Source organism: Paraburkholderia sp. BR13444, from assembly GCF_040948755.1.
In the GTDB taxonomy this organism is placed as follows: domain Bacteria; phylum Pseudomonadota; class Gammaproteobacteria; order Burkholderiales; family Burkholderiaceae; genus Paraburkholderia; species Paraburkholderia youngii.
Genome location: NZ_JBFPKM010000002.1, coordinates 192,062 through 204,168, shown reverse-complemented (window position 1 = coordinate 204,168; position 12,107 = coordinate 192,062). Strand labels below are relative to the sequence as shown.

11 protein-coding genes are annotated in these 12,107 nt (G+C 64.8%); 6 read left to right on the top strand and 5 right to left on the bottom strand.

Going from position 1 to position 12,107, the window contains the following annotated elements; genetic code table 11:
* Positions 1-95: 95 nt before the first annotated feature.
* The 3 genes from boxB (at position 96) to AB3X95_RS05250 (ending at position 3,748) form a co-directional block, all read left to right on the top strand.
* A complete protein-coding gene (gene boxB / locus AB3X95_RS05260; protein ID WP_368620839.1) occupies positions 96-1,523 on the top strand; it encodes a benzoyl-CoA 2,3-epoxidase subunit BoxB in 1,428 nt (475 codons plus the stop codon).
* Between the two features lie 59 nt (positions 1,524-1,582).
* On the top strand, positions 1,583-2,821 hold the full coding sequence (gene boxA, locus AB3X95_RS05255) for a benzoyl-CoA 2,3-epoxidase subunit BoxA (RefSeq protein WP_368620838.1): 1,239 nt from the start codon (positions 1,583-1,585) through the stop codon (positions 2,819-2,821).
* A gap of 147 nt (positions 2,822-2,968) precedes the next feature.
* Complete coding sequence (locus tag AB3X95_RS05250; protein WP_176124049.1) at positions 2,969-3,748, top strand: amino acid ABC transporter substrate-binding protein; 780 nt, start codon at positions 2,969-2,971, stop codon at positions 3,746-3,748.
* 131 nt (positions 3,749-3,879) lie between these two features.
* Here AB3X95_RS05250 and leuA read toward each other — a convergent pair whose 3' ends face one another.
* On the bottom strand, positions 3,880-5,586 hold the full coding sequence (gene leuA / locus AB3X95_RS05245) for a 2-isopropylmalate synthase (RefSeq protein WP_368620836.1): 1,707 nt from the start codon (positions 5,584-5,586) through the stop codon (positions 3,880-3,882).
* Between the two features lie 330 nt (positions 5,587-5,916).
* Between leuA and AB3X95_RS05240 the strand changes: the two genes are divergently transcribed.
* Complete coding sequence (locus tag AB3X95_RS05240; protein WP_176368067.1) at positions 5,917-6,249, top strand: hypothetical protein; 333 nt, start codon at positions 5,917-5,919, stop codon at positions 6,247-6,249.
* A 44-nt stretch (positions 6,250-6,293) separates the two neighbouring features.
* Here the strand turns inward: AB3X95_RS05240 and AB3X95_RS05235 are convergent, their stop codons facing one another.
* Positions 6,294-6,911, bottom strand: a complete 618-nt coding sequence (locus AB3X95_RS05235) for a cadmium resistance transporter (protein ID WP_368620835.1) — start codon at positions 6,909-6,911, stop codon at positions 6,294-6,296.
* A gap of 145 nt (positions 6,912-7,056) precedes the next feature.
* Here AB3X95_RS05235 and AB3X95_RS05230 point away from each other — a divergent pair, with 145 nt between their 5' ends.
* Positions 7,057-7,500, top strand: coding sequence for a hypothetical protein (locus AB3X95_RS05230; protein WP_368621096.1), 444 nt, complete (start codon positions 7,057-7,059; stop codon positions 7,498-7,500).
* Positions 7,501-7,572: 72 nt separating this feature from the next.
* Here AB3X95_RS05230 and AB3X95_RS05225 read toward each other — a convergent pair whose 3' ends face one another.
* Together AB3X95_RS05225 and AB3X95_RS05220 are read right to left on the bottom strand one after the other, a co-directional pair.
* A complete protein-coding gene (locus tag AB3X95_RS05225; RefSeq protein ID WP_368620834.1) occupies positions 7,573-8,829 on the bottom strand; it encodes a DUF3443 domain-containing protein in 1,257 nt (418 codons plus the stop codon).
* A gap of 70 nt (positions 8,830-8,899) precedes the next feature.
* A complete protein-coding gene (locus AB3X95_RS05220; protein WP_176124055.1) occupies positions 8,900-9,361 on the bottom strand; it encodes a DUF2844 domain-containing protein in 462 nt (153 codons plus the stop codon).
* 400 nt (positions 9,362-9,761) lie between these two features.
* Here AB3X95_RS05220 and bamC point away from each other — a divergent pair, with 400 nt between their 5' ends.
* Entirely contained in the window at positions 9,762-10,991 is a 1,230-nt protein-coding gene (bamC, locus tag AB3X95_RS05215; RefSeq protein ID WP_184226621.1) for an outer membrane protein assembly factor BamC, read from the top strand.
* Between the two features lie 82 nt (positions 10,992-11,073).
* Here the strand turns inward: bamC and AB3X95_RS05210 are convergent, their stop codons facing one another.
* Entirely contained in the window at positions 11,074-12,003 is a 930-nt protein-coding gene (locus AB3X95_RS05210; RefSeq protein ID WP_368620833.1) for a DMT family transporter, read from the bottom strand.
* Positions 12,004-12,107: the final 104 nt, after the last annotated feature.

Genomic DNA, 12,107 nt, shown 5'->3' with positions numbered 1-12,107 from the left:
GCATCGCGCTCACACCGACTAAACGACGCCGCCTGCCGATACGCGCCTCTCGCCACTGCAGCTTCCGAACACGGAATTGACCCAGGGAACCGACCATGTCCTCGATCAACTACAGCGAAAAGATTCCGAACAACGTCAACCTCGCCGACGACCGCGCGCTGCAGCGCGCGCTCGAACAATGGCAGCCGAACTTTCTGTCGTGGTGGGGCGATATGGGCCCGGAAGGCTCGCACAGCTACGACGTGTATCTGCGCACCGCGGTCAGCGTCGACGCGGGCGGCTGGGCGCATTTCGATTACGTGAAAATGCCGGAGTACCGCTGGGGTATTTTCCTCACGCCGGGCGAGCAGGATCGCAAGATCCACTTCGGCGAGCACAAGGGCGAGGCCGCGTGGCAGGACGTGCCCGGCGAGCATCGCGCGAACCTGCGCCGCATCATCGTCACACAGGGCGATACGGAGCCGGCTTCGGTCGAGCAGCAGCGTCACCTCGGCTTGACCGCGCCGTCGCTGTACGATCTGCGCAACCTGTTCCAGGTCAACGTCGAGGAAGGCCGGCATCTGTGGGCGATGGTGTATCTGCTGCATCGCTATTTCGGCCGCGACGGTCGCGAGGAAGCCGAAGCCTTGCTCGGCCGCCGCTCGGGCGACGAAGACAATCCGCGCATTCTCGGCGCGTTCAACGAGAAAACGCCGGACTGGCTTGCGTTCTACATGTTCACGTACTTCACCGACCGCGACGGCAAGTTCCAGTTGTCGGCGCTCGCGGAGTCGGGCTTCGATCCGCTCGCGCGCACGACGAAGTTCATGCTGACCGAGGAAGCGCATCATATGTTCGTCGGCGAGTCGGGCGTGTCGCGCGTGATCCAGCGCACCGCGCAGGTGATGAACGAGCTCGGCACCGACGACGTCGCGAAGATCCGTGCGGCCGGCGTGATCGATCTGCCGACCATCCAGCGCTATCTGAACTTCCATTACTCGGTCACGATCGACCTGTTCGGCGCCGATCATTCGTCGAACGCGGCGACGTTCTATAGCTCGGGCCTGAAGGGGCGCTACGAGGAAGGCAAGCGCGACGACGATCATCGCCTGAACGAGCATAGCTACAAGCTGCTCGACGTGCAGGACGGCAAGCTCGTCGAGCGCGAAGTGCCGATGCTCAACGCGATGAACGAAGTGCTGCGCGACGATTACATCAAGGACTCGGTCGCGGGCGTCGGCCGCTGGAACAAGGTGCTCGAGAAGGCCGGCATCGACTTTCGGATGACGGTGCCGCACAAGGCGTTCAACCGGCAGATCGGCACGTTCGCGGGCACGCGGGTGTCGCCCGATGGGCGCGTCATCAGCGAAGCCGAATGGGCCGCCAACGAAGCGAAGTGGCTCGCCACGCCGGAAGATCGCGCGTTCGTCGCTTCGCTGATGGGGCGCGTTGCCGAACCGGGCAAGTTCGCGAACTGGATCGCGCCGCCCGCGATGGGCGTGAACCGTCAGCCGGTCGATTTCGAATACGTGCGCTTCAACTGAAGCAGGCGAAGCACGAAAGGCGCGCCACGCAAGCGCCGTATTGCCAGGTGGAGGAAGTCATGAACGGCCCAGTATCGGTCGAAGTCTTGCGGCAACATCTGATCGATCCGGAGATCTGCATTCGCTGCAACACCTGCGAAGAGACCTGTCCGATCGATGCGATCACGCATGACGACAACAACTACGTCGTGAAGGCCGATGTCTGCAACGGCTGCATGGCCTGCGTGCCGCCGTGTCCGACCGGCGCGATCGACAACTGGCGCACGGTGCTAAAGGCCGACGCGTATTCGATCGACGAGCAGTTTACATGGGACGTGCTGCCGGAGCAGAACACGATGGCGGTGCCGGCTGAAGAAAAGGCGGCCGCGTCCGCCGCGGGCGACAGTTCCGACGAAGCGGACGGCCTCGAAGTCGATACCGTGCGCGGCGCGGTCGTGCCGCCGTGGTCGGCTGCGAAGCCGTACGTGAATCTGTACACGCACAAGGCGCCGACGACCGCGACGGTGGTCGGCAACTACCGGCTCACCGACAGCGCGACGTCGAGCGACATCCATCACATCGTGCTCGACTTCGGCTCGATGCCGTTTCCGGTGCTCGAAGGCCAGTCGATCGGCATTCTGCCACCGGGCACCGCCGCCGACGGCCGCGTGCACCACGCGCGCCAGTACTCGATCGCGAGTCCGCGCGATGGCGAGCGGCCCGGCTATAACAACGTGTCGCTGACTGTGAAGCGCGTGTCGCAGCAGCACGGCGACGCGATCGACGGCGTCTGTTCGAACTATCTGTGCGATCTGAAGAAGGGCGACGTCGTCAACGTGATCGGTCCGTTCGGCAGCACCTTCCTGATGCCGAATCATCCGAACTCGCATCTGCTGATGATCTGCACGGGCACCGGTTCCGCGCCGATGCGCGCGATGACCGAGTACCGCCGGCGCAAGCGCCTCAAAGGCGCGACCGGCAAGCTGATGCTGTTCTTCGGCGCGCGCACCAAGGAGGAGCTGCCGTACTTTGGACCGCTGACGAATCTGCCAAAGGACTTCATCGACACCACGCTCGCGTTTTCGCGCACGCCGGGACAGCCGAAGCGCTACGTGCAGGATGCGATGCGCGAACGTTCGGCCGACGTCGCGAACCTGCTGAAGGACGACAACACCTATATCTACGTGTGCGGCCTCAAAGGCATGGAGGACGGCGTGCTGCAGGCGCTCAAAGACATCGGCGAGCAGCATCAGCTCGATTGGGAAGCGTTGTGGGCGAAGCTGAAGCGGGAAGGGCGGCTGCATCTGGAGACGTACTGACGTACTGACGCACTGATCGCGCGCGAATCATTTTGAAAATCGCGGACGGTTTGCTACAGTCGGCCCACGCAGTCGGCCGCGCGCCGGCGTCCCCTCGCCGAACGCGGCAGGCCGCCACCTGCGCAGCCACTCAGACGGAGCCGTCCGATGAAGCCGATTCGTTCACTCGCGATGCTCGCGCTATTGCAGGCCGTGCTGGCGCATCCGGCGAGCGCCGACGATCTCGCGCAGATCAAGGCAGCGGGCGTGTTCCGGATTGGCACCGAAGGCACGTACGCACCGTTCACTTATCACGACGACACGGGCAAGCTGACCGGCTTCGACGTCGAACTCGCCCGCGCGATCGCGCAGCGTCTCGGGGTCAAGCCGCTATTCATCGAAGCCAGATGGGATGGGTTGATCGCCGGTCTCGACGTCGATCGCTACGACGCGGTGATCAACGAGGTCGCGATCACCGACGAGCGCAAGCTCAAATACGATTACTCGGACCCGTACATCACGTCGCACGCGGTGCTGATCGTCGCCTCGGACAACACGACGATCAAATCTTTCGATGACCTGAAGGGCCGCAAGTCGGCCAATACGCTGAGCAGCAACGTCGGCAGGATCGCGGCCGCGCACGGCGCGCAGGTGATTCCGGCGCAGGGCTTCGACGAATCGATCGATCTGCTCGTCACGGGCCGCGTCGATGCGACCGTCAACGATTCATTGTCGTTTCTCGACTATAAGAAGCGCGTGCCCGACGCGAGGATCAAGGTCGTCGCGGTCGATACGTCGCCCGATAGCAGCGACAAGTCGGCGGTACTGATCCGCAAGGGCAATCCGAAGCTGCGCGTCGCGATCGACGACGCGCTCGCCCGCATGAGAAAAGACGGTACCTATCAGCGGATTTCGCTGAAGTACTTCGGCCGCGACGTGTTTCATTGAATCTCGGCCTGCGGTGACGCGGATAAATTCACGCAAAAAAAGAAGGGGTGTCGTCGAGACACCCCTTCTTCATTGCCATCAGCCCGTTGAACATGCGGCGGGACGCGCGTTCAACGCGGCAGACTCAGGCCTTACACCGTCGCGTCGCTCAGCGCGGCGTCGAAGAAACGCTCCTGTGCATCCGCGTTCACGCGTGCATACGCGCGGTTCACGCCGCTGATCACCGCACGAATCGACGCGGTAATCAGGTTCGCATCGACACCGACGCCGAACGCGCTGCCGGCCACATCGGCGCCGGCCATTTCGGCGATCGCGATCGCACGCGCATCGGCGCCCTGCGTGAGCGCGCGTTCCTCGTAGTGCTGGATGCGCACGGGCACGTCGATCGCGTGCATCAGCGCGTCGAGCGGGCCGTTGCCGGCGCCCGTCAGCACGCGCGGCGTGCCGTGAATTTCGACGTTGAGCTTGATGTGCTCGCGGCCGTCATGCTCGGACAGGCTGTGGCTGACATAGCGGACCGGCTCGGCCGTGCGCACGTATTCCTGCTGGAACAGTTCCCAGATCTGCGCGGGCGTGACTTCCTGGCCGCTGTCGTCGGTGAAGCGCTGCACGGCCGAGCTGAAGTCCACCTGCAGGCGGCGCGGCAACACGACGCCGTAGCTCTGCTCGAGCAAATAGGCGATGCCGCCCTTGCCCGACTGGCTGTTCACGCGAATCACGGAGTCGTAGGTGCGGCCGAGGTCGCTCGGATCGATCGGCATGTACGGCACTTCCCAGATCGCGTCCGGCTTCTGCGCGGCGAAGCCCTTCTTGATCGCGTCCTGGTGCGAGCCCGAGAACGCGGTGAAGACGAGATCGCCGACATACGGGTGACGCGGATGGATCGGCAACTGCGTGCATTCCTCGGCCGTGCGCGCGACTTCGTTGATGTTCGAGAAATCGAGCTCGGGATCGACGCCTTGCGTGTACAAATTCAACGCGAGCGTGACGAGATCGACGTTGCCGGTGCGCTCGCCGTTGCCGAACAGGCAGCCTTCGACGCGATCCGCGCCCGCCATCACGGCGAGCTCCGCGGCGGCGACGGCCGTACCACGGTCGTTATGCGGATGGACGGAGACGATCAGCGAATCGCGGCGTGCGAGATTGCGGTGCATCCATTCGATCTGGTCCGCGTAGACGTTCGGCGTGGCCATTTCGACGGTGGCCGGCAGATTGACGATCGCCTTGTGCTCGGGCGTCGGTTGCCAGATGTCGAACACCGCGTCGCAGACTTCCTTCGCGAATTCGAGTTCGGTGCCGCTGAACACTTCCGGGCTGTATTGCAGCGTGAAGTGCGTTTCCGGCTGCGCGTCGGCGAGGCGCTTCACCGTGCGCGCGGCCTTCTGCGCGAGTTCGATCACGCCGCTCTTTTCGAGGCCGAACACGATCTTGCGGAAGTCCGGCGCGGTCGCATTGTACAGGTGGACGATCGCGCGCGGGGCGCCGCGCAACGATTCGAACGTACGCTCGATCAGATCGTCGCGCGCCTGCGTGAGCACTTCGATCGTCACGTCGTCGGGAATATGGCTACCCGCGATCAGCTCGCGCACGAAGTCGAAATCGGTCTGCGACGCCGACGGAAACCCGACTTCGATTTCCTTGAAGCCGATCTGCACCAGCGTCTTGAACATGCGCATCTTGCGCTCGGCGTTCATCGGCTCGAACAGCGCCTGGTTGCCGTCACGCAGGTCGGTGCTCATCCAGATCGGCGCGCGCGTGATGGTGCGCGACGGCCACTGGCGATCCGTCAAATTGATCGGCTTGAACGAACGGTACTTGGTAGCGGGGTTTTTCAACATTTTCATCATCCGAGGGAGAGACCGTGGAACGGGTGTCGACCGGACGACGAAAACGCGATACTGGGCCGCCGGTCGGAAACCGGGGCTGGGTCAGTTACTGGGGATTCAAGCGATGCTTCGGTGTATCAGAGAGAAGCGGACGCGCGCAGCAGCAGACCTAGCCCGGTAGAGCGGGCTAGTAGTAGCGATAGGGTGGTCTGGGCGCGGTACATAGTGCGCAATGGGAACATATTATTGAGATTGCGTCAAGGGCACGCAGTGTGCTCGTGCCGCGCTCGATTCACGGGTGAGCTCACAAGGCATCGTCAATTCACTGAGCAGGAGGCGAACATGAAACGAGTAGCGTGGATATCCGCTGTCGCAAGGATCGGCGCGTGCGCGGCGCTGGCGTGCGGGTTCGTCGGGCAGGCCGGCGCGCAGGGGCTCAGCGCGCAGAACGACATGAACGCACCGCAGAACAGCACGCGCCTGATGCCACATGCGGCGCTCGGCAGCGAGTATCCGACGCACGGCAACCAGCAGGCGGGCGAGTTGAATCTGAATCCGACCGATCCGCGCGCGCAACTGGTCAACGGCTTGCCGAACAACCCGAGCGCGGGCGGCTATGGCGCGCCCCTGGCCGGCGTGCGTACTTACGTGCAACCGCTGCGGCCGGCAAATTGACTTCCTCGACGCCTGGGCAGTGTTTCGACCGAGCCCCGCGTTGCTCACCCGCCGGACAAAAGCCGCAGCGTATCGCTGTTCAACAACACCGATACGCCTATCGCGAGCAGGATCAGCGGCAGCACCGCCGAGCCGTACCGCCGGATCGGCCCGCCGAGCAACGGATGGTCGACGAGCCATGCCGCGCCCGCGCACCACAGCCCGATCATCACGATGAATACGAGCGAAACCAGCGCGTTCTCGGCGGGTGTATGACTGGCGTACAGCGGCACGTAGACGGCGAGGTTGTCCGAGCCGTTGGCGATGGCGACGCTCGCGACGGTCCAGCTCGATGAACCGCGAATGGATGGCGGAGCGCGTGTGCGGCCATCCTCGCTATCCCTATTCAATGCGTGGCCAGAACCGAAGCGCTGCCACGCCTTGTGCAGTCCCACGACGATCGGCAGCAAGCCGAGCAGGCCCACATAACCGGCCGGCAGGCGCGTGAGCAAGGCCGCGAGCCCGAGCGCTGCGGCGACGAGGATCAATGATCCCGCGTACTGTCCCGCGACCACGCGACGCCGTTTTGCGCCCGCTTCGGCCAGAAAGCCGAGCAGAACGAACAGGTTGTCGATATTGGTCGCGGCATAGGCGACGATTGCGAGCAGGACGAGGCTGAGCATGAAGAAGCCGGAATCGTTACCGGGGGGAGTCGCTTGGAATTCGCCGCGCCATGTGGGCAACCGGGCGGCCGGCCAACACGATGCCGATGCGCCGCGTCAAGGTCAAGCGGCTACAATGGCCGGGACCTCGAACAACGGAATATCGATGAAGATTCGCCTTCTCACTGTCGCCTGTCTCGCGAGCGCCGCGGCGCTGCTGGCGGCCTGCACCATCGCCACCCGCAACTCGAGCGCCTGTGAACAATTGATGCGCAGCAAGCTGGCCGAGCCGTCGTCGGGGATGTCGTCGGATCGGCTGCGGGTCACGCATCGCGGGGCCGCGATTCGCGGCTCGCGGGTCGTGGTGGAGGGGACCATCGAGCATGCGGTGAGCGCGTCCGCGACCGCGGCTTCCGCGCCGCTCACGGCATCGGCGTCGCAAGCGGCCTCCGAGGCCAAGATGGACGCGAAGCCGGCCCAGCCGTCGAGGGTCCGCACGCCGGCCGCCGCCGAGTGCACATTCCACGGCGAACAGCTCGACGTATTCCGCTGGCTCGCGCCGCCGCAGCTGGCCACACCGGCAGCACAACCGGCCAGCGCGGCGGGCTGAGTTCGCAGCCGCGCGCGCCGCACCGTCGCTGCGCATTGAGGCTCCTCTATTTACACTATCAAAAAGTACTTATTAGAACGCGTAATACGGTCCCTGCCCGGCCGACGTATTGCGCGTCGCAATCGCCGTGTAAATGCGTTTGCCGTAAAAGAACGGCAAGCCCCAGCCGAAACCCAGACTCGAATTGCCGGCGAGATTGTCGAACGCGTTGTTCGACGACGAGAACAGCGTGTTCGAATTGGCGATGTCGAACGAAACCGTGCTCGACACGCCATCGATGCCGGTGATCGACGCGCTTGCCGACTGCGTCGAAGTCGGGCAGTACCAGAAGCCGCACAACGGGAACTGCGTCGAGTGGAAGAAGAGGCCGTTCGAGCCGCTGTCGAGATAGCTCACCGCATAGGTCAGGCCGCCCGTGTTCGTCGTCACGTAACCGGTCGCCGAGTTCGCCCTCAGAACGTTCGTGCCCGTAAGCGTATTGTTCGACTGGGTGCCGATGCCGAAGATCAGCGAGCCTGACACGCTCGCCGCGCCCGCATCGGCGACGGCTGGCAGGTCGATCACTACGCCGTTGTTATCGAGCGGGAAGCTGCTGACCGGATTGGTCACCTGCTGCGCGAGCGGCTGCGCGGTCGGGCTGCAGCCGCTCGTCGTGCAACTGTAGTACCAGCGCGGCAACGCGGAGTTCGCGCAGCCGTTGCCGCAGTCGACCGGGAATAGGCCCACGCCGAGGATGCCATTCGCGTGCAGGCTCGATACGGTCAGCAGCGACGCGCCGCCGGAGTTCGCGCAGTCGGCGGGTGCGCCGGGCAGCGCGCTGTCGGCGATCAGTTGGATCGGAATCGATGACGCCTGTTGGCCAGCCATGCGTACGTCCGCGGTGTGAATCGAGCCCCACGCGTAGCCGCTGCCGAACACCGCACATTCGGCGCTAACGCCGCTGCCCGCGGCGATGGTCGGCAGCGACAGGGTGGTCGGCAGCGCCGATGCGAGGATGCGCAGGCCGTTCGAGCCGGTGTCCACCTGGATGTCGTCGATCGTCGCGCAGTTGCCGGTGCCGACCTGGCAGACGGTGACGCTCGTCATCAGCATGTTGCGCGTATTGCCGGGCGATACGCCGACCGTGACCGGCTGCACGTTGGGCGTGGTCGATTGCGGCACGTTCGCGCTCGGAGTCGGCGCGGTCGCGGAACTGGTCGGCGCGCTCGCGGACGGCGTCGAGCCGGAGCCGGACGAGCCGGACGAGGAACTGCCGCCTCCGCCGCCGCAGCCGACGAGGGCCGCGCAGACGATCATAAGCAGGGCATGGTAACGCAAGGCGGATTTCATGGCGTGGCGGTCCGTCTGGTGGAACTCAGGCGTGAAAGGGGGCGCGAGCGACGCGTGCGGGGCGCGCGCGTCACTGGATGTCGTCGGAGGTGACGCCGGCGGGCAAAGCCGCCGGCAGCCACGCGCGGCCGACGTAGCCACGCATCGGTCCGCCGGACTCGACGATCACGTCGGAGCGCGCGACCCGCGACGAATGCAAATTGCCGCTGCCGGCCGCCGCCGCGCCGGTCTTGTACGAGTCGCCGTATTTGCCGAGCAGCGCGTGCAGATCCGGCATCGTCGGGCCTTGCCATGCGTAGGCGACGATCAGGCCGGTGCTGGTCGCGTATTCGTTGATGGTGGTATTGCCGGCGTCGGTCCACGTGCGCTCGCGCAGTGCGCCATTGAGCAGCGTGCGCGGCGCGCTCGCGCCCGCCATCGCTTGGCTCGGCATCGTGCCGCCCAATTCGGCATGCGCGCCGAAGCTCGCGCAGCACGCGACGACGGCGATCACCGAGGCGATCGCGGATGGATGGAGATTGAACCTGGACATGAGGCCTTCCTCGTTTGGCGCTGGATTTTTATTGAGATAACTCGATTAACGTAGCACCGGTTTTCTTCTGGTCTTTGCACACCTGCGGCGGACAGGACCGCACGCCATGTGGAAAACAAGCCGCATGCAAAACCGGAAGCCCTTATGCGGCGGGCCTCCGGCGAAGACTTTGCGAATACTCCCAAGGTCAACTCGAAAGTGTCATTGAGTGTTAAATTTACCTCATAAGAGGGCAAATAGCGTGACGGGCACGGCCTTTTTTCCCGTGGCCGTTGCGTCGCCGTGGCATGCGGCGAGTCCCGGGCAAACCCCAGTTTTTGCACACGCCTCGCCGGGACCGGTAAAATGTTGGGTTGATCCACGGAAACTTGCCGTGGCGTAGCGGAAGGATTCCCCGAACATGACTGATTTTCGTCTCACCAAGCGGTTTGCAGTAATGCTCATGGCAGGCGGGCTGGTCGCCGGCTGCGGTACCTCGTCGCCGACCAAAATCGACTATAGGAGCGACTCCCGTTCGAAGCAGGTATCGCTTGCCGTACCGCCGAACATGATCGACGAGACGGCCGATCAGCGTTCGCTGCCGCCGCAGGGCGGCGAAACCTCGCTGTCCACGCTCAAACAGGTGCAGGCGCAGGCGCCGGCCGGCGATGCGGTTGCGGTCGTGCCGCCCGTCCAGGGCATCCACATCCAGCGCGACGGCACCGAAAGCTGGCTCGTGATCGACAACAAAACGCCCGATCAGGCCTGGCCGCAAATCCGCCGCTTCTGGCAGGAGCAGGGCTTCCTGCTCGTCGTCGACCAGCGCGACAAGGGCGTGATGGAAACCGACTGGAACGAAACCCACGCGCAGATCAACGACGGCTTTATCCGCAACACGCTGTCGAAGGCAATGGGCAACAGCTACGTGAGCTCGGAGCGCAACAAGTTCCGCACGCGTCTCGAAGCCGCGCCGAAGGGCGGCACCTACGTGTTCGTCAGCCAGAAAGGCATGCGTGAGGCGATCACCGGTACGAACAACGAGTCGACCCAATGGCAACCCAAGCCGAACGACCCGGCGCTCGAGCAGGAATATCTGAAGCGCCTGATGGCCTCGCTCGCGCGGGCTGAATCGGGTGCGGGTGGCACGCAGAACGCCGAGCTGTCGCCTGCAGGCGCGCAGATCGCGCCGAACGCGGCGACGGCGGGTGCCAAGTCGGCGACGGCCGCCGTTGTCGCGCAGAACGTCGCGCTGGCGGCCCAGCCGTCGACGCCGGACGTGGATTCGGCCAACAACACGTCGGCGCAGCTCTCATCGACCGAGCTCACGCTCGGCGAGCCGTATGACCGTGCGTGGCTGCGCGTGGGCCTCGCGCTCGATCGCAGCAATTTCACGGTCGACGACCGCGACGTGAGCCGCGGCCTGTATTTCGTGCGCTACGTCGATCCGAAGGATATGTCGTCGGCCGAGCAGGGCTTCTGGAGCCAGGTCTTCCACGGCCGGAAGGAGAAGGTCGCCAAGGAGTATCGCGTGAACGTGCGCGCGGTGACGCCGAACCAGACCCGCGTGGCCGTGGTCGACGACAAGGGGCAAGTCGACGAAAGCTCGCAGGCCAAGCAGATCATGAGCCTGATGGCTTACCAGCTGCACTGATACGAGAACGTCGCGGCCAACGCCGCCGGTTCGACGAAAAAAACGCCCGGAACAATCCGGGCGTTTTTTTTCGACCGCTTACTCAGGTATCCGCGCGCCGCCGCGAGCCGACCCACGGCAAGCGCTTGATCACGCCGGTCGCCAACGCGGTGCCGACCAGAATCACCGCGCACCCTTCGAGCATGCCGGGCGACACCGTCTCGCCCAGAAACAGCGCGCCCCACAGAATGCCGAAGATCGGAATCACGAAGGTCACGGTGATCGCGCGCGTCGGCCCGGCGACCGCGATCAGATGGAAGAACAGCATGTACGCGATGCCGGTGCAGGCGACGCCGAGCGCGATCACCGCGCCCCACGCGCGCAGCGAGATCGGCGCGGCGGGCCAGTAGATCACCGCGAGCGGCAGCAATACGATCGTCGCGCCGATCATCGTGCCGGTCGCGACGCTGAGCGCGTCGACGCCAGTCAGGTGACGCTTCGTGTAATTGGCGGCGATGCCATAGAGCAGCGTGGCGCCGAGCGCCGCGCCGGCCGCGAGGGCGACGGTGAGCGGCGAGGCGGCCGAGCCGTCCGGCGCCGCGATCTGGTCCCACACGAGCATCAGCACGCCGAGAAAGCCGACCACGAGGCCGAGCGTGCGCAGCGCGCTGAGCCGGTCGCGCAGCCACAGAAAGCCGACCAGCGCGCCCCACAGCGGCGCGCACGCATTGATCACCGACGTGACGCCCGCCGACAGCGTCAGCTCGGCATACGCGAACAGGCAGAATGGCGCCGCCGAATTGAGGATGCCGACCACGAGCAGCGGCAACGCATGCGTGCGCAACAGCGTGGCGGACTGTTGCAGCGGCCGTCGCGCGATCAGCACGATCGCGAGAAAGAGGGCGCCGATGCCGACGCGCAGCGCCATCAGCGGCGCGACGCCGAAGTCGGTCACGCCGACGCGGATGAACAGGAACGATGCGCCCCACAGGGCGGCGAGGATCAGCAGTTGCAGAAGGTTTCTGGCTTTCATTGGAATGGCGCCGCGCGCAGTTGAGTCGAGACGCCAGCTCATCCTAACAGTGCGATCGCGCGATTCGTTTCAATGCGGGATGAAACGGCAAGATCCGGGAGACG